General features: G+C 68.7%; 17 protein-coding genes. 9 read left to right on the forward strand and 8 right to left on the reverse strand.

Annotation, left to right across the window (positions count from 1 at the left end; genetic code table 11):
• The first annotated feature begins 88 nt into the window (after nt 1-88).
• Nucleotides 89-1,054 carry a TIGR03557 family F420-dependent LLM class oxidoreductase gene (locus tag ACWGSK_RS25760; RefSeq protein WP_452456991.1) on the forward strand — a complete coding sequence of 322 codons (966 nt, stop codon included), beginning with the start codon at nt 89-91 and terminating at the stop codon, nt 1,052-1,054.
• On the opposite strand, the gene ACWGSK_RS25765 is transcribed toward ACWGSK_RS25760, so the two are convergent.
• Together ACWGSK_RS25765 and ACWGSK_RS25770 are read right to left on the reverse strand one after the other, a co-directional pair.
• Nucleotides 1,012-1,629 (reverse strand): glycoside hydrolase family 15 protein, encoded by a 618-nt coding sequence (locus ACWGSK_RS25765; RefSeq protein ID WP_452456992.1) that lies wholly within the window; start codon nt 1,627-1,629, stop codon nt 1,012-1,014. The two genes, ACWGSK_RS25760 and ACWGSK_RS25765, sit on opposite strands and share 43 nt — an antisense overlap.
• A 51-nt stretch (nt 1,630-1,680) precedes the next feature.
• On the reverse strand, nt 1,681-1,827 hold the full coding sequence (locus ACWGSK_RS25770) for a hypothetical protein (protein ID WP_452456993.1): 147 nt from the start codon (nt 1,825-1,827) through the stop codon (nt 1,681-1,683).
• A gap of 241 nt (nt 1,828-2,068) precedes the next feature.
• Here ACWGSK_RS25770 and ACWGSK_RS25775 point away from each other — a divergent pair, with 241 nt between their 5' ends.
• Nucleotides 2,069-2,218, forward strand: a complete 150-nt coding sequence (locus ACWGSK_RS25775; protein WP_452456994.1) for a hypothetical protein — start codon at nt 2,069-2,071, stop codon at nt 2,216-2,218.
• A 44-nt stretch (nt 2,219-2,262) separates the two neighbouring features.
• Nucleotides 2,263-2,664 carry an SDR family NAD(P)-dependent oxidoreductase gene (locus ACWGSK_RS25780; RefSeq protein ID WP_452456995.1) on the forward strand — a complete coding sequence of 134 codons (402 nt, stop codon included), beginning with the start codon at nt 2,263-2,265 and terminating at the stop codon, nt 2,662-2,664.
• Nucleotides 2,665-2,893: 229 nt separating this feature from the next.
• Here the strand turns inward: ACWGSK_RS25780 and ACWGSK_RS25785 are convergent, their stop codons facing one another.
• The 3 genes from ACWGSK_RS25785 to ctaD form a co-directional block, all read right to left on the reverse strand.
• Nucleotides 2,894-3,745, reverse strand: coding sequence for a Rieske 2Fe-2S domain-containing protein (locus ACWGSK_RS25785; RefSeq protein WP_452456996.1), 852 nt, complete (start codon nt 3,743-3,745; stop codon nt 2,894-2,896).
• A 114-nt stretch (nt 3,746-3,859) separates the two neighbouring features.
• Nucleotides 3,860-4,216, reverse strand: coding sequence for a hypothetical protein (locus ACWGSK_RS25790; protein ID WP_358511369.1), 357 nt, complete (start codon nt 4,214-4,216; stop codon nt 3,860-3,862).
• Between the two features lie 57 nt (nt 4,217-4,273).
• A complete protein-coding gene (ctaD, locus tag ACWGSK_RS25795) occupies nt 4,274-5,941 on the reverse strand; it encodes an aa3-type cytochrome oxidase subunit I (protein WP_452456997.1) in 1,668 nt (555 codons plus the stop codon).
• Between the two features lie 484 nt (nt 5,942-6,425).
• Here ctaD and ACWGSK_RS25800 point away from each other — a divergent pair, with 484 nt between their 5' ends.
• From ACWGSK_RS25800 to nrfD, 4 genes are all read left to right on the forward strand, one after another.
• Nucleotides 6,426-6,815 carry a DUF2267 domain-containing protein gene (locus ACWGSK_RS25800; RefSeq protein ID WP_452456998.1) on the forward strand — a complete coding sequence of 130 codons (390 nt, stop codon included), beginning with the start codon at nt 6,426-6,428 and terminating at the stop codon, nt 6,813-6,815.
• A gap of 189 nt (nt 6,816-7,004) precedes the next feature.
• Nucleotides 7,005-10,259: a formate dehydrogenase gene (gene fdh, locus ACWGSK_RS25805; protein WP_452456999.1), complete on the forward strand. Its 3,255-nt coding sequence runs from the start codon at nt 7,005-7,007 to the stop codon at nt 10,257-10,259.
• Nucleotides 10,259-11,158 carry a 4Fe-4S dicluster domain-containing protein gene (locus ACWGSK_RS25810; RefSeq protein ID WP_358515805.1) on the forward strand — a complete coding sequence of 300 codons (900 nt, stop codon included), beginning with the start codon at nt 10,259-10,261 and terminating at the stop codon, nt 11,156-11,158. The genes fdh and ACWGSK_RS25810 overlap by 1 nt, the downstream gene beginning before the upstream one ends.
• Complete coding sequence (nrfD, locus tag ACWGSK_RS25815) at nt 11,155-12,216, forward strand: NrfD/PsrC family molybdoenzyme membrane anchor subunit (RefSeq protein ID WP_452457000.1); 1,062 nt, start codon at nt 11,155-11,157, stop codon at nt 12,214-12,216. The genes ACWGSK_RS25810 and nrfD overlap by 4 nt, the downstream gene beginning before the upstream one ends.
• A gap of 55 nt (nt 12,217-12,271) precedes the next feature.
• On the opposite strand, the gene ACWGSK_RS25820 is transcribed toward nrfD, so the two are convergent.
• From ACWGSK_RS25820 to ACWGSK_RS25830, 3 genes are all read right to left on the reverse strand, one after another.
• Nucleotides 12,272-14,080, reverse strand: coding sequence for a thiamine pyrophosphate-requiring protein (locus tag ACWGSK_RS25820; protein ID WP_358515799.1), 1,809 nt, complete (start codon nt 14,078-14,080; stop codon nt 12,272-12,274).
• A gap of 47 nt (nt 14,081-14,127) precedes the next feature.
• The gene (locus ACWGSK_RS25825) at nt 14,128-15,312 is read right to left on the reverse strand and encodes an alcohol dehydrogenase catalytic domain-containing protein (RefSeq protein WP_358515796.1); all 1,185 of its coding nucleotides are present in this window, start codon (nt 15,310-15,312) and stop codon (nt 14,128-14,130) included.
• A gap of 95 nt (nt 15,313-15,407) precedes the next feature.
• Complete coding sequence (locus ACWGSK_RS25830) at nt 15,408-15,827, reverse strand: CBS domain-containing protein (protein ID WP_358515793.1); 420 nt, start codon at nt 15,825-15,827, stop codon at nt 15,408-15,410.
• A gap of 177 nt (nt 15,828-16,004) precedes the next feature.
• On the opposite strand from ACWGSK_RS25830, the gene ACWGSK_RS25835 reads away from it, so the two are divergent.
• A complete protein-coding gene (locus tag ACWGSK_RS25835) occupies nt 16,005-16,349 on the forward strand; it encodes a DUF3140 domain-containing protein (protein WP_358515790.1) in 345 nt (114 codons plus the stop codon).
• 417 nt (nt 16,350-16,766) lie between these two features.
• On the forward strand, nt 16,767-17,597 hold the full coding sequence (locus ACWGSK_RS25840) for a SigB/SigF/SigG family RNA polymerase sigma factor (RefSeq protein WP_452457001.1): 831 nt from the start codon (nt 16,767-16,769) through the stop codon (nt 17,595-17,597).
• Nucleotides 17,598-17,715 lie beyond the last annotated feature (118 nt).

Raw genomic sequence — 17,715 nt, forward strand, 5'->3', positions numbered from 1 at the left:
CGCCTGGCCACGGTTTCCTCGGCGAGGGTTCCGGGTAGCCGATCCCCCACCTCCCTCGGCAACGACCCGTCCAGTCCGGGAGGACACCATGACGAGATTCGGATACTTCCTCGCGACCGAGGAACACGGCCCCGCGGAGTTGGTGCGTCAGGCCGGGGCCGCGCAGGAGGCCGGCTTCGACGCCCTGTGGATCTCCGACCACTACCACCCATGGCTCGGTGCCCAAGGGCAGAGCGCGTTCGTGTGGTCGGTGGTCGGGGCGATCGGTCAGGTCACCTCGCTGCCCCTGGCCACCGCCGTCACCTGCCCGACCACCAGGATCCATCCGGCGATCGTCGCCCAGGCCGCGGCCACCGCGGCGGCGATGACGCCCGGCGGGTTCAGTCTCGGTGTCGGTACGGGAGAGGCGCTCAACGAGCACGTCCTCGGCGATCCCTGGCCGCACGCGGCCCGTCGGCTCGCGATGTTGGAGGAGGCGATCGAGGTCATGCGCGAGCTGTGGTCCGGTCGTACGGTGAGCCATCACGGCGAGTTCTACACCGTGGACACCGCGCGCCTGTACACGCTGCCGCAGGAGCCTCCGCCGGTCCTGATGTCGGCGTTCGGCCCGAAGGCCACGGCACTGGCCGCGCGCGCGGCGGACGGTCTCGTCCAGGTGGCCCCGGCCCCTGAGACGGTCGACCGTTTCCGACGAGAGGGCGGGGCGGGCAAACCCGTCCAGGGCGGACTCAAGGTCTGCTGGGCACCCGACGAACAGGACGCGATACGCACCGCCCACGAACGCTGGCCCAACGAGGCGTTGTCCGGCGAGGCCCCGCAGGTGTTGCCCTCGCCCCGACACTTCGAACAGCTCACCCAGGGGATGGTCACCCCGGAGATGGTCGCCGAGGAGGTCACCTGTGGCCCGGACCCCGAGCGGCACGTGGCCGCGATCGAGGCCTACCTGGAGGCGGGGGTGGACGAGGTGTACGTGTGCCAGGTCGGGGACGACCAGGACGGTTTCTTCGGGTTCTACTCCGAGGAGGTCCTTCCCCGGCTGCGCGGGACGCGCTGAACACGGCCGTGAGGGCGCCACGGCCGTGGCGCCCTCGGCACCCCGTCACTCCTGCACCTGCTGGAGACGGGATCCTTGGCCGGCAACCGTGACAGTTTGTGGGTGGTGAGCCCCATCAGGGCCGCGTCACGATGCCACACGTATCGATAGTCCCAGTTGCGCACCCCTCCCGGGTCCTCGGTCAGGGAGGTGGTGGGAGCGGCGATCAGTCCTCCACTCTCCTCGTGCAGGAGTCCGCACAGTACGAGCGCGCTTCGCCGCACGTGGGAAGCGCCGACACCGTCATAGTGGGTCCGGTCCGACCAGAGGCGCCAGGCGTCGAGGGTGGTCCTCAACAACGCGTGCCCCTCCCCCGGAGAGACACGGCGTTCGCCGCGCAGGTAGTCCAGGGCGAACACCGCGGTCTCGCTCTCGGAGAGCTCCACCCTGAGCTCGGGGTCCTCTTCGTCGAGGAGGACGAGGGCGCGGTCTCCCGACAACAAGGGCCCGGACGCCTCCTTCAACGCTCCGTCCAGGTGTCGCCACGAGGCCGCGGAACGGCCGAAGTCGGGGCGGGCCTGGAGCCGGGAGCGCACGGACGTACTGCCCGAACGACATTCGATGATCCTGACCAGGAGACCCTCCCGCTACAGGCCCGTGCCCTGCGCCGAGGGACGCACCGCGAGTAGATCGTGACCGACCAGCGTGAGGTCCTCCCCCTCCCAACGGGTCTCCAGGACCAGGCTGTCCTCCACATAGGCACGACCGACGGGGCGTGCCCCCTGTATCTCCATCGTCCATCCGCCCCCGCGGTCGGGGTCCAGGATCCCCGCAGACGACCGCGCCGTCGTGTCCTTACACAGCGATCTGTTCGCGCAGCCCAATCAGCGGCCGGGTCGTCGCGGAGCGCCAGGCGGCCAATCCCCCTCGGCCATACCTACGGCAGACACATGACAGCCATACCTGGCGCTCCTGGGGTCCTCCCGAGCCTACAGACGGTCAGGAACGAACTCCCAGAAGAAAGGTAAGGACCACATGCGGGAGCGGATTCGGAACCGTGGAGTGGTCGTCGTCAGTGGCGTCGGTGCCGGGGTGGGCCGGGCAGTCGTGCGGGAGTTCGCCCGCCGCGAATACGCTCTCGCCCTGCTCTCCCGGGGCGTGGAGGGGTCGTCCCGCGCAGAGTGAGAGACCCGTGAGGCCGGGGTCCGGCGATCTCACGGCGAGTGGACGTGGCGGACGCCGGCCAGGTGCGTGAGGCCGTGGAATGGATCCAGGACACCTTGGGTCCCGTGGACGTGTGGGTGAACGCGGCGTTCGCATCCGTCATCGCCCCCTTCGGGGAGATCGAACCGAACGAATACCACCAGGTCACCGATGTCTGCCACCACGGATACGTGCATGGGATCCGCACGGCTCTGGCGCTGATGGCGCCCCGGGAGCGGGGCGTGATCGAGCAGGTCGGTTCCACGCCGGCCTACCGGGGCATCCCCTTCCAGGCGGCCTACTGCGGGGCCGAGCACGCGGTGCGCGGCTTCACCGACTCCGTGCGCGCCGAACTCGTGCACGCGGGCTCGCGGATCAGGGTGACCGAGGTCCACCTGCCCGCGATCAACACCCCGCGGTTCTCCTGAATCCGTTCCCGGATGGGCGGCCGGACCAGGCCGGTGCCGCCGGTGTACCAACCGGAGGTCGCGGCCCGGGCCATCGTCTGGGCGTCGGAGCATCCCGTCGCCGTCGGTACCGGGTGGGCCCTCGACCGTGGGCACCGTCCTGGGACAGCGACCATCACCTCGCTTGTTGGACCTGCGGTCGCAGCTCGCTTACGACCACTGACCAGGGCACACCTTTCCCATCAACCACCTAGGCGGGGGCAAGCCTGACCCACAGCCTGCCGTCCACGATCGACGTCTCCAGGGGTTCCACGGGGGCGGTCGCGGGCCCGTGGACGACCGTTCCGTCATCGAGTCGGAACTCGCTCCCGTGCCAGGGGCAGCGTACGCACCCCTCGGTCAGCTCACCTTCGGCCAGGGGCGCGCCCATGTGCGGACAGGTGCCCAACAGCACCGACACCGAACCCTCCGTGCGGGCCACCACGACCGGAACGCCGTCGACGTCGCCGCCGGCCGGGCTCCCTTCCGGGTACCCCTCCAGCGGACCCAGGTCGTGCCACCCCTCGGGCACCAGGTCGACGAGGTGGTCGGCGCTGTTGGCACCGCCCGCGCGATGGTAGGCGATGTGGCCGCCCAGTGTTCCACCGAGACCGATGGAGCCTAGGCCTGCCAGGGCCAGGCACCTGCCCCAGCCCGACCTGCCACGCGCACGCGCCAAGGAAGAGGCTCCGAACAACAGCGTCCCCAACCCGTTCGAGGCCGCGTGCACCACCCCCACCCGCTGGTGGCGCTCGTGCTGCTGAGCCCAGTCGGCCAGCCCGCTGAGCACGGCGGGTGAGACGGTCAACAGACCGATGTCGATCAGTGCGCGGGCTTCGCGACGGTGGTCCCCCGGCATCAGGTCCAGCAGGACGGCCGCCGTCCACGTGCCCATGGGCAGGTGGATCAGGATCGGGTGGAGCGGGTGCCCCAGTTGGACGCCGTGCAGGACGTCACGTGCCGTTCCCGAGGGCAGCCGTCCGGCGAGGCCCTTCAATCGGGCGACCATCGGGTCGAGACGACCCTCGCGTTCGATCTTGCGGATGCGTTCACCGAGTCTCATGGTCGCTCCGCTACCCGCACGACCGGCCCGACAGTCTCTCCCCGGGCGACATTCCAGAAGCCTTGACCGGTATTTTCCCGGCCTCGCGGATCGAACACCGGGTGCGTACGGTGCTCAGTCGGGGGTCTGGGTCTGCCCCTGGTAGACCAGGCTGCGATGGTCCGCGACCGCGTATCGGGCACCCTCGCCACCGCTGGTGGGCAGGACCAGAACCTCCGTGTCCGGGTCCACGGTGTTCATGGGCACCCGGGCTCCGTCCCAGGGGCCACCGACCACCTCGAACGGGACCTGCCCCCGCCCCCACAGGCAGAGGAGTGTGACGGCCAGGACCGGGACGGCGCTCGCCAGGAGGAACGCCGTGTCCCCGGTCCAGGTCCAGACCATCTTCAGCGCGGCCGTGCACAGCAGAAGGACACAGATCGTGACGGCACGACCCTTCCGGGAGAGCCCTCGCCTCGGGTGGGCGCTCATGTCCATGACGTTCTCTCCTCGTACCGCGCCGCGCGTCGTCCGGTCACCTCGGTCGAGTCATCGCCGTTCGGGATCGGTCCCGGAAGGCACCGCCGCGTACGGGTGGTGCAGGTCGAAGGCCGGACGCTCGGACCGGATCCGCGGCAGCGCCGCGAAGTTGTGCCTGGGCGGCGGGCAGGACGTGGCCCACTCCAGGGAACAGCCGTAACCCCACGGGTCGTCCACCTCGACCGGCGGCGCCTTCTTCGCGGTGACGTAGATGTTCCAGAAGAAGATCAGCGTCGAGGCGGCGAGGACGAACGAGGAGATCGAGGAGATCTGGTTCAGCTCGGTGAACCCGTCGTCGGGCAGGTAGTCGGCGTAACGACGCGGGAAGCCCGCCACACCCAGCCAGTGCTGCACCAGGAACGTGCCGTGGAAACCCAGGAACAGCAGCCAGAAGTGGAACTTGCCGAGCTTCTCGTTGAGCATCTTGCCGGTGAACTTGGGCCACCAGAAGTAGAAGCCCGCGAACATCGCGAACACCACGGTTCCGAACACCACGTAGTGGAAGTGCGCCACCACGAAGTAGGAGTCGGTGACGTGGAAGTCCAGCGGCGGCGAGGCCAGGATGACGCCGGTGATACCACCGAAGAGGAAGGTCGCCAGGAAGCCGATCGAGAACAGCATCGGCGTCTCGAAGGAGAGCTGCCCCCGCCACATCGTGCCGACCCAGTTGAAGAACTTCACACCGGTCGGTACCGCGATGAGGAAGGACATGAAGGAGAAGAACGGCAACAACACCGCGCCGGTCGCGAACATGTGGTGCGCCCACACCGTGACCGAAAGCCCGGTGATGGCGATGGTGGCCGCCACCAGGCTCTTGTAACCGAAGATCGGCTTGCGGCTGAACACCGGCAGGATCTCGGTCACGATGCCGAAGAACGGCAACGCGATGATGTACACCTCGGGGTGACCGAAGAACCAGAACAGGTGCTGCCACAGGATGGCGCCACCGTGCGCCGGGTCGAACACGTGGGTGCCGACCATGCGGTCGGCGCCCAGCGCGATCAGGGCTCCGGTCAGGACCGGGAAGGCGATGAGCACCAGGACACCGGTGAGCATGGTGTTCCAGGTGAAGATCGGCATGCGGAACATCGTCATACCGGGTGCGCGCATGCACACGCCGGTGGTGATGAAGTTGACCGAGCCGAGGATGGTGCCCAGACCGGAGACGAGCAGACCCATGACCCACAGGTCGCCGCCCAGACCCGGTGAGCGCACCGCGTCCGAGAGCGGCGCGTAGGCGAACCAACCGAAGCTGGCCGCGCCACCCGGGGTCAGGAACCCGGCGATGGTGGTGAGGCCGCCGAACAGGAACAGGTAGTAACTGAACAGGTTCATCCGGGGGAAGGCCACGTCGGGGGCGCCGATCTGCAGCGGCATGATCACGTTCGAGAACCCGATGAACAACGGGGTCGCGAACAACAACAGCATGACCGTGCCGTGCATGGTGAACATCTGGTTGAACTGTTCGTTCGTCAGGACCTGCAGGCCCGGAGAGAACAGCTCCAGACGCATCAGGACCGCCAGCACCCCGCCGAAGAGGAAGAAGGCGAAGGAGGTGATCAGGTACATGTACCCGATCACCTTGTGGTCGGTCGAGGTCAACCATCCCACCACGAGCGAGCCCTTGTTCCTCACCCCTTCGGGTTCGGAGGTCCGGGTTTTCGTCTCCACCGTCATGAGGTTCCTTCTGGGGTTGCGTGTGAGCGAAGCCCGCTCCGCGGCGTCTGGAAAGGCGGGGAAAGGGATCTGCGAAGATTCAAAACCCTTCGGCCCGCACCCGGACCACCATGGGCGGAACGGCCGAGAAGTCGATTCGACCTCGAATACCGGATCGATGGAAGGCACGCTCTCGGCGGGGAGTCAACGAGTGGTTCCGCACTCGATCCGCCAACCTAACAGGCATGACACCACTTTCCCAGGGGGACACGAGGAACTCACAGAAGAATTCATGGCCGGCAATGAGGAGAATTAACATCCGAAGGGACATTAACCCCGAATTTCTTTGAGCACATCACCACTCGAATGGTCACGTCATATCGCGACATCGACCGCCTCCCGCCACATCGGACCCGTGTCCCGCGATTGACGGACGCGGCGACCGGGCAGGGCGGCCGATACGACGGAAGGAACGTTCGAGGTTCGACCCGAAGCGAGGTGTGCCATGCGAGACGACGAGTTCCTGGCCCGGGTGCGTGAACTCGGGGAGTACGAGAATCAGCGGGAGGCCGGGGAGGTGACGACGGCGGTCCTGTCCGTCCTGGCCACCCGTCTTCCCGGCGACACCGCGGAGAAGTTGGCCGCACAACTGCCCGAACCGCTGCGCGAGGGTTTCCGGGCGGCCGCACAACCCGAGGCCGAGGCCTTCGGTGTCGAGGAGTTCCACCGGCGGGTGGCCGAACTGGTCGGTGGGCGCGCCCTGACCGCGGAGCAGGACTCGGGGGCCGTCCTGACGACCGTGGCCGAGGCGGTCTCCGGCGGCGAGCTGAACCGGCTCCTGAGTCACCTGCCTTCCGGTTACGCCACGATGTTCGGCAAGCCCGAACTCGCCTGACGCGGGCGGGCGCACACGGGCGCCCACGGCGGACGTGCCCGGGTGCCGACATGGTCGTGGTTCGGTCAAGTCTCGGCGTTGTCCCGTGCACGTCCCCTTGTTCGTGTCCCACGGTGGAGGACCGTGCTCCGGTGTCGAGCCAGGGGCACGGCAAGCGCGTCGAGGGCCCGTGGGTCCGGGAGGTTTTCCATGAGCGTGTGGACATGGCTCGGTTCGTGGCCGGTGTTGCGGCAGGTCACCGGTGAGGACCGAATGGGACTGGGATCGGCCGCCAGGTCCGAGCGCAGCGAACGGCTGCGTCCGCGTACCGCGCAGGCCGATCGGGTGGTCAAGTCGGTCTGCCCCTACTGCGCGGTGGGCTGTGGACAGAACGTCTACGTCCGCGACGAGAGGGTCGTCCAGATCGAGGGGGACCCCGACTCCCCCATCAGCCGGGGCCGGCTGTGCCCCAAGGGGTCGGCGAGTCTGCAATTGACGACCGGTCCCTCCCGGCGGGACAAGGTCCTGTACCGCCCTCCGCACGGCGCCGACTGGGAGGAACTGGACCTGGACACCGCCATGCGGATGGTGGCGGACCGGGTGGTGCGCACCCGTGAGGAGACCTGGGAGGAGGAATACCAGGGGCGGCGTGTGGCCCGCACCCTGGGCATCGCCAGCCTGGGCGGGGCGACGCTGGACAACGAGGAGAACTACCTCATCAAGAAGCTCCTCACCGCCCTGGGCGTGATCCAGGTGGAGAACCAGGCCCGCGTGTGCCACAGTTCCACGGTCGCGGGCCTGGGGACCTCCTTCGGCCGGGGCGGGGCCACCATGTTCCTCCAGGACCTGCAGAACTCCGACTGCATCGTGATCGAGGGCTCCAACTTCGCCGAGGCCCACCCGGTGGGTTTCCAGTGGGTGATGGAGGCCAAGGCGCGCGGAGCGGTCGTCATCCACGTCGACCCCCGGTTCAGCCGCACCAGTGCGCTGGCCGACCTGCACGTGCCCATCCGCGCCGGCACCGACATCGCGTTCTTGGGCGCGATCATCAACCACGTGCTCACCGAGGAGAAGTACTTCCACGACTACGTGCTGGAGTACACCAACGCGGCGACCATCGTCGGCGAGGACTTCCGGGACACCGAGGACCTGGACGGGCTGTTCTCCGGTTTCTCGGGGCAGGACCGAACCTATGACGTCACCTCCTGGAGCTACGAAGGCACGGAGGTGGCCGCGGCCTCGGGCGACCGTGGCCAGCTGTACCGAAGCCAAGGGGACCCACATCCGAGCACCCGGCACTCGGGACGTCCGGAGCAGCACGGTTCGGGTGGGGCCGTGATCCGGAATCCGCCCAAGGTGGACCGCACGCTCACGGACCCGCGCACCGTGTTCCAGATCCTCAAACGCCACTACTCGCGGTACACACCCCAGATGGTCGAGGATGTGTGCGGTATTCCGCGAGACGTGTTCGAGCGGGTGTGCGACCACCTCACGAGCAACTCCGGCCCCGACCGCACCAGCGCGTTCTGCTACGCCGTGGGCTGGACCCAGCACACGGTGGGATCCCAGTACATCCGTACCGCGTCCATCCTCCAACTGCTGCTCGGCAACATCGGTCGACCCGGCGGCGGGATCCAGGCGTTGCGCGGTCACGCCAGCATCCAGGGGTCCAGCGACGTGCCGACCCTGTTCGACCTGTTGCCCGGTTACCTGCCCATGCCGCACGTGCACGAGGAGCAGGACCTGGAGGGGTACGTCAAGGCCGCCGGAGAGCCGCTCAAGGGCTTCTGGTCGAACATGGACGCCTACACGGTCAGCCTGCTCAAGGCCTGGTGGGGTGATCACGCCACCGTCGAGAACGACTTCCTCTTCGGCCACCTGCCCCGCCTCAGCGGGTCGCACAGTACCTACGACACGGTCATGGCCCAGATCGAGGGCGTCTGCAAGGGCTACTTCCTCATGGGTGAGAACCCGACCGTGGGTTCGGCCAACAGCCGGGCCCAACGGTTCGGGATGGCCGAACTGGACTGGCTGGTGGTGCGTGACTTCTCCCTGATCGAAAGCGCCACCTGGTGGAAGGACGGCCCCGAGATCGAGTCCGGGGAGATGCGCACCGAGGACATCGGAACGGAGGTGTTCTTCTTCCCTGCGGCCGCGCACACGGAGAAGTCCGGCACCTTCACCAACACCAACCGGACCCTGCAGTGGCACGATCGTGCGGTGCTCCCCGACGGTGATCGGCGCAGCGACCTGTGGTTCATGTACCACCTGGGCCGGCTCATCCGGGAACGACTCCAAGGGTCACGGGACCCCAAGAACCGACCGATCCTCGATCTCACCTGGGACTATCCGTTGGAGGACGGGGACGAGCCCAGCGCCGAGGCGGTGCTGCGCGAGATCAACGGCCACGACGCCCAGGGCCGGCCCCTGAGCAGGTACACGCAATTGCGCTCGGACGGTTCGACCAGCTGTGGTTGCTGGATCTACTGCGGTGTCTTCAAGGACGGGGTCAACCAGGCCGCCCGCAAGAGGCCGGGCCAGGAACAGGACTGGATCGCCGCCGAGTGGGCGTGGTCCTGGCCGGACAACCGGCGCGTGCTGTACAACCGTGCCTCCGCCGACCCCGAGGGGCACCCGTGGAGCGAACGCAAGGCCCTGGTGTGGTGGGACGAGGAGTCCGAACGCTGGAGCGGCTACGACGTCGCCGACTTCGAACCCGACAAGGCACCCGGATACCGGCCGTCCGACGACGCCCGGGGCGTGGCGGCGCTCAGCGGCGTCGACCCGTTCATCATGCAGGCCGACGGCAAGGGGTGGCTGTACGCCCCGGCCGGGCTCAACGACGGCCCGATGCCCACGCACTACGAACCCCAGGACACCCCGTTCACCAACCCGTTGTACGGGCACCAGCGCAACCCCACCCGAGTGCTCTACCCGCATGAGCTCAACCGCTACCACCCGGCGCCCGGCACTCCGGAGGCGTCGGTGTTCCCGTACGTGGTGACGACCTACCGGCTCACCGAGCACTTCACCGCCGGCGGGATGAGCCGGTGGACGCCCTACCTGTCGGAGCTGCAACCGGAGTTCTTCTGCGAGGTCGGCCCGGAACTGGCGGCCGAGGAGGGGCTGGAACACGGTGGGTGGGCCACGATCGTCACCGCCCGCAACGCCATCGAGGCCAGGGTGCTGGTCACCGACCGCATGAAGCCGTTGCGGGTGCAGGGCCGGACCGTGCACCAGATCGGTCTGCCCTACCACTGGGGCCCCAACGGGTACTCGACCGGCGACGCCGCCAACGAACTGATGTCCATCTCGTTGGACCCCAACGTGCACATCCAGGAGGTCAAGGCGCTGACCGCCGACATCCGACCCGGTCGGCGTCCCCGAGGCCCGGACCGGGTGGCCCTGGTCGAGGAGTATCGAAGCAGGGCCCGCATCACCGAACGGACCGGAACGGAGGACTGATGGCGCAGGACGAAAGCCCGTCGCGCAAGGGCTTCTTCACCGACACCAGCGTGTGCATCGGCTGCAAGGCGTGCGAGGTGGCGTGCAAGGAATGGAACATGGTGCCCGAGGACGGGCTGAACTTCCTGGCCTCGTCCTTCGACAACACCGGGCGGCTGAGCGCCGACACCTGGCGGCACGTGGCCTTCATCGAACAGCGCGAGCCCCTCGGGCACCAGGACTCGGGGGTGGGCCGCCCCTCGGACGAGGGCCCCGGTCCGGTGAACCTGGGCATGCCCTCCTTCGACCTGCCCGGTCAGCGCACCGGGGAGCACGACGAGGCGAACGAGGGCGACTTCCGCTGGCTGATGTCCTCGGACGTGTGCAAGCACTGCACGAGCGCCGCCTGCCTGGACGTATGCCCCACCGGTGCGCTCTTTCGGACCGAGTTCGACACCGTGGTCGTGCAGGAGGACATCTGCAACGGATGCGGCTACTGCGTGCCCGCCTGTCCCTACGGGGTGATCGACCGTCGCGAGGTCGACGGTCGGGCCTGGAAGTGCACCCTGTGCTACGACCGGCTCGGTGAGGGGATGGAGCCGGCCTGCGCCAAGGCCTGCCCTACCGACTCCATCCAGTTCGGCGACGTGGACGAGTTGCGCGAGCGCGCACGCAATCGGGTCGAGGACCTGCACGAGGCGGGGGTGTCCTCGGCCCGGTTGTACGGGGAGGACCCCGACAACGGGGTCGACGGCACCGGGGCGTTCTTCCTGCTGTTGGACGAACCCGAGGTGTACGGCCTGCCACCGGACCCGGTGGTGACCACCCGGGACCTGCCCTCGATGTGGCGTCACGCCGGCGCGGCGGCGCTGGTGCTGCTGGCGGGGGCGACCGCCGCGTTCGCGGGGAGGCGATCATGACCAACCCCGACAAGACCGGAGAGGGCGCGAGCACGGCGGGCCGTGAGGCGATCACCGGCGCGACCGACGTGGTATCGGCCGAGCAACGTGAACGGCACGGGGATCACCGTCGGCGTGGCGGGCGCGGCCGGGGCGAGGCCACCCGGGTCCCCGACGCCGACTTCCGCTCCTACCACGGCAGGCCGGTGCTCAACCAGATCGTGTGGGAGGCCCGCGACATCGGCGGCTACCTCTTCTTGGGCGGGCTGGCCGGGGCCTCGTCCGTGCTCGCGGCGGGCGCCGAGTACACCGGGCGCCCCGACCTGGCCCGGCCGTTGAAGTACACCGCCCTGGCCGCCATCTCCGGTTCGACGGCGGCGCTCATCCACGACCTGGGGCGGCCCGAACGCTTCCTCAACATGCTGCGGGTGTTCAAGCCGACCTCGCCGATGAGCATGGGTTCGTGGATCCTCATGGGGTACGGGCCGTTGGCCGGGGTGGCCGCGGTGACGGCCGCCACCGGATGGTTTCCCCGGATCGGCCGCGCCGCCACGACCGGCGCCGCTCTGACGGGTCCGCTCGTGGCCACCTACACGGCACCGCTGATCTGCGACACGGCCGTACCCGCCTGGCACGACGGGTACCGGGAGATGCCCTTCGTGTTCGCCTCCTCGGCCGCCTCCGCGGCCGGGGGCATGGGGTTGATCGTCGCGCCCACGGCGCAGAGCGGTCCGGCCCGTCGGGTCGCGGTGGGCGGCGCCCTGGTCGAGGTCGCGACGTCCACGTACATGGAACGCCGCATGGGGCTGGTGGGCGAACCCTACGGGCAGGGGCGGTCCGGGAGGCTCACCCGAGCCGCCAAGGCCCTCACCCTGGCCGGGGCGGTCGGTGCCGTGCTGGGGCGCCGCAGCCGTGCGGTGTCGGCGGTCAGCGGAGCCGCGCTGCTCGCGGGTTCGGCGCTGACCCGGTTGGGGGTCTTCGAGGCCGGAGTGCAGTCCGCCGCCGACCCCAAGTACACGGTCGTCCCACAGCGACGCCGTCTGGAGGAACGCGAGAGGGAAGCGGCGAGGACCGCTTAGACCACCGCGCCCCGCACCCTTCCGGGAAGGGTGCGGGGCGCGGTCCGGTCGACGGTCAACGGCGGTGCGGCAGGAACTCCTGGATCTTGGTGGCCAGACCGCGGGCGGCGACACCGGCCCGGTCGGGGTCCCCGTTCAGCAGGGCCTTGACGGTGTCGGTGACCTGTTCGGGCTCGGCCTGGGGCGGGATGGGCGGGACGTCCCCGTCACAGTGCACGTCGAGCACCACGGGCCCCTCGGCCTCCAGGGCCCGGTCCCAGGCGGGTCCCATCTCCTCGGGCCGCTCCACGGTGATGCCCACCAACCCGACCGACTCGGCGAAGACCGCGTACGACATGTCCGGCAGGTCCTGCGAGTAAGGGGTCTTGGGCGACCCGCTCATCGCGCGCAGCTCCCAGGTGACCTGGTTGAGGTCGTTGTTGTGCAGGACGCACACCACCAGGCGCGGGTCGTCCCACAGGTGCTGGTAGCGGCGCGCGGTCAGCAGTTCCATGAGCCCGTTCATCTGCATGGCCCCGTCGCCCACCAGCGCGATCGCCGGACGTGTGGGGTGCGCGAACTTGGCGCCGATCGCGTACGGGACCGCGCATCCCATGGTGGCGAGGGTGCCCGAGAGCGAACCACGGTTCTCCTCGCCCATGCGCAGGAACCGCGCGTACCAGTTGGTGGCCGACCCCGAATCGGCGGTGACCACTGCGTCCTCGGGCAGTCGGGAGGACAGTTCACGGACGATGAGCATCGGATTGACGGGGTCGGCGCGGACCCCGGCCTGAGCGTCCAGAACCGACCACCAACGGCGGACGTTGTCCTCCACGGTGGTGCGCCACCGTCGACGCCCCTCACCACGTTCCTCGGGCGGGTCCAGGCGTTCATTGAGCGCGCGCAGCGTGTTCGCGGCGTCGCCCACGAGGTTGACCTCGGTGGGATAGCGCATTCCAATGAACCGGGGATCGATGTCGATCTCCACCGCCCTTCGACCGAAGGGCGGTAGGAACTGGGAGTAGGGCAGGTTGGAGCCCACGATGAGCAGGGTGTCGCAGTCGCGCATCAGCTCCCAGGACGGGCGGGTCCCCAACAGCCCGATGGACCCGGTGACCTGCGGCAGATCGTCTGGAAGCACGTCCTTGCCCAGCAGCGCCTTGGCGATGCCGGCTCCGGTCGCCTCGGCCAGGGCCAGCACCTCGTCGGCCGCTCCCCTGGCGCCCTGCCCGACCAGGATCGCCACGCGTTCACCGGCGTCGACCACCTCGGCGGCACGATCCAGCTCGCTCTCGGGCGGCAGCACGGTACCCCCGCCCACCACACGGTCGGGCGCGCTGGAGGGCACGTGCTTGAACGCGTGCTCGGGCGGCGAGTAGTCGAGTTCCTGCACGTCGGCGGGGATGATCACCGTGGTCGGTGCCCGCTCGGACAGGGCAGTGCGCACGGCCCGGTCCAAGACGTTGGGAAGCTGCTGGGGGACGTTGACCGTCTCCAGGAAGGCCGAGGAGACATCCTTGAACAGGCTGTGCAGGTCGATCTCCTGCTGGTAGGCACCGCCCATGGCGCTACGGCTGGCCTGCCCGATGATGGACACCACCGGCACATGGTCGAGTTTGGCGTCGTAGAGACCGTTGAGCAGGTGGATGGCCCCCGGTCCCCCGGTGGCCATGCACACGCCCAGGCGGCCGCAGAACTTGGCGTAGCCGACCGCTTCGAAGGCCGACATCTCCTCGTGGCGACTCTGCACGAACCGGGGCCCGTCCTCGATCTCGGCCATTTGGGCGACCAGTCCGTTGACGCTGTCCCCGGGGTAGCCGAAGATCTCGGTGACGCCCCACTGTGACAGCCGACGCAACAGATGGTCGGCGACGCTCTGCACCATGTTCGCTCCTCCTCTGGTCGTGCGCCGTGCCTCGCGCATCGGCCGGTTCAGGGTCGAAAGACCACCTTGAAGATCCCGTCCTCCTTGACCTGGAACCGCCGGTAGGCCTCCGAGGCCCCCTCCAAGGACACGTGATGGGTGGCGAAGTCCTCGACCCCCAGGACGTCGTCCTCGTCCAGCAACGGGAGGATCTCGGGCACCCAGTGACGGACGTTGGCCTGCCCCATCCGCAACCGGATCTGCTTGTCGAACAGCGTGAGCATGGGCAGCGGGTCGGCCATGCCGCCGTACACACCGCTCAGGGAGATGGTGCCGCCCCGACTCACGAGGTCGATCGCGGTCAGGAAGGCGCCGAGTCGGTCCACCCCGGCGTTCTTCATGAGCTTGGCCGCGGCCCCCTTGGGCATGAAGGAGGTCGCCCGCTGGGCGAGCCAGGCCGAACCGTGGCCCTCGGCCTCCATGCCCACGGCGTCGATCACCGCGTCCGGTCCCCGCCCGTCGGTGCGCCCCCGGATCTCCTGGACGAGGTCGTCGGTGCCTTGGGAGGAGTCGAACGCCTCCACGCCCCGAGCGGCGGCACGCGCGCGCCGTTCGGGTACCGGATCCACACCGAACACGTGCTCGGCCCCCAGGTGCCGGGCCACACGGCAGGCCATCTCACCGATGGGTCCCAGCCCCAGGACGGCCACGGAACCCCCTTGGGGCACGTCCGCGTACCGGACGGCCTGCCAGGCCGTGGGCAGCACGTCCGACAGGTACAGGTAGCGGTCGTCGGGCCCCTCGTCGGGCACCGGTACGGCGTTGTCCTGCGCCCGCCGAACCCGCAGGTACTCGGCCTGCGCCCCGGGGACCGAGCCGTAGAGCGAGCTGTAACCGTAAAGGCTCGCGCCCATCCCCTGATCCTGGACGCGGGTGTTGTCGCACTGGGTCTGCAATCCGCTTCCGCACATCGGGCAGTGCCCACAGGAGATCTGGAAGGGGACCACCACGCGCCGGCCGGGGACCAGGGAGGTGACGTCCGCACCGACCTCCTCGACCACGCCCATGGGTTCATGTCCGAGGATGTCTCCGGCCGTCATGAACGGGCCGAGAACCTCGTAAAGATGCAGGTCGGATCCGCACAAGCCGGAACTGGTCACCCGGATGACGGCATCGTCGGGTCTTTCGATCGCCGGGTCGGGGACGGTCTCGGTCCTGACGTCGCGGGTTCCGTTCCACAACACTGCTCGCATGTTCTCCCCCTGGTCGCGTGGCCGTTCGTGGGGAGCGCCCCGTCCGGGCCCCCGGACCGGGCGGGGCGCTCCTGCCCTCTTTCGGACGACGTCCGTCAGCGGTTGGGCGGAGCTTGGCTCACGTCGGCCAGCGCGGACCGCTCGTCCACCGCCTGGGCGAGGTCGCCCATCGTGACGACCCCTACCACCTCGTCGTCATCGACGACGGGCAGACGGCGCACGGTCGCCGTGCGCATCGTGTGGACGGCGTCCTTGACGCTGCTCTGGCGGGGCACGGTCACGATCTCGGTGCTGCACACGTCCCCGACTCGGACCGTCGCGGGATCGCCCCCTTCGGCCACGCACCGCACCACGACGTCGCGGTCGGTGAGCATGCCGTGCAGTCGTCCCGAGGAGGTCACCACGACGTCGCCCACGTCCTCGTCACGCATGATCTCCGCGGCCTCGCGCAAAGTGGTGTCGGGCGTGACGGTGCGCACGCTCGGGTTCATGATCTCGGTGATGCTGTCCACCATGGTCCTCTCCCTTCACGATCGTCGTCCTCGTCATCGGCCCTAACCGGCCCTCTGCCGGGCGAAACGTCATATGCCCGCCGGCCCTCCCCGAGCCCATCGATGTCCGATCGCCCGAATGAGTCGGCCGCGCTCCGGGTAGCCACGTCCACGACTCGGGAGAGGAAGGGGGTCGTCACGATGGCGACGAGTGATCCGGAGGTCGACCGGCTCTGGGAGGAATTCCACGCCTCGGTGAACATGACCGGCGAGGAACTGCGACGGTGGCTGCTCACGGACGCCTCGGGGGAGGAGGCGCTTCCCGCCGACGGTGATGTCTCCGTCGAGGGTGAACGCGTCGTCCAACTCCTCGACAAGCGCAGGAGGGACGTGACCTCCGACGACATCGACCTGATGGAGCGGGTCTCACGGTTCGTACAGGAGGAGCTGTCCGATCCACGGCCCCAGGACGACGCCTGGCGCAGGAGGATGATGCGCGTGGGCCACGATCCGCTCAGTCCCGATTCGGGGCCGTCGGACACCTGAACGAACACACGTGGCGGTCGTGGGTGGAGGATCTCCTCCGCCCACGGCTGCGCACGGCCTCGTCCAACACCGACGAGCGTTTCCGCCGCGGCGTCCTAGTCCACAAGGGCGCCGCGGCGTCCTTCGTGTCCGCGCCCTTGACGGAAGGGCTCACCAACGCCCGGCTCACACGCGGAAATTAACAGAACAGCGCTCAAAAAGGCCCTTCCGTTATATGTGGAGCATCTCACCTCAACATAGGACAGTTTTCGCTCAAGAGCCCACAGGCTCGCTTTTCAACACTCACTTCTCGGGCAGCACCATGGAGATGCGCTTTTCACGACGTTCGGGGAAACCATCGATCCCCCGCCCCGTCCGGGTCGTACGAACCACTCGAAAACGAGCACACCGGACACGTGAAGGGTCAGGAGACGCACCATGCCCGCTCCCGTAGCGAACACCACCGCGGCCAGAAGCAGCATCGCGGTCACCACCCGTCGTGAGCCCTCCCAGGACGCTTCCGCGGAGGATCTGTTGGCCTTGTTGAAGAGCCTGGACCAGGACGACCCGCTGAGCAGGCGGCTACGCGAACGCATCACGCAGCACTACCTGCCGGTCCTGCACCGCATCGCCAACCGGTACCGGGGACGCGGGGAGAGGTTGGAGGATCTGCGACAGACCGCCCACCTCGGGTTGGCCAAGGCGATCCGCGGCTACTCCCCCGAGCGTGGCAAGGAGTTCATCCGCTACCTCACACCCACCGTGGCCGGGGAGATCAAACGGCACTTCCGGGACCACACCTGGGCGGTGCACACCCCCCGCGACCCCCAGACACGCCGCTCGGAGATGATCAAGGTCCGCGCCGAGCTGGAGCAACGCCTCAACCGCGCACCCAACGTCGCCGAGCTCGCTCAAGAGATGGGCATCACCGAAAAGCAGGTGGAGGAGGCCCGCCTGGTGTCGGAGGCCTACAACACCGTCTCGCTCAACGCACCCGAGCCCCGTGAGGAAGGCGCTCCCACCACTCTCGAACATCACCTCGGGACGGAGGACGCCGCCCTGGACCTGGTCGTGGACCGTGCGACCGTCCGCCCGGCGCTGCGCGCGCTCCCCTGGCGAGAGCGGCTCATCATCCGTCGTCGGTTCTTCGACGAGTGGACCCAGTCGCAGATCGCCGAGGAGGTGGGATGTTCCCAGATGCACGTGTCGCGCCTGTTGGCCGCCTCCCTGCGCGGACTCCGCGAGACCATCGGTGAGGACGGGCGCTGAGAGAGCCGGGCGCGGGGGGGGGGGGCGCCCCCCCCCCCCCCCCCCCCCCCCACCCCCCCCGGCCCCGGCCCCCCCCCCCCCCCCCGGGGGCGGGGGGGGTAAAAAAAAAAAAGCAGCC

Source organism: Nocardiopsis sp. NPDC055551 (assembly GCF_053619415.1).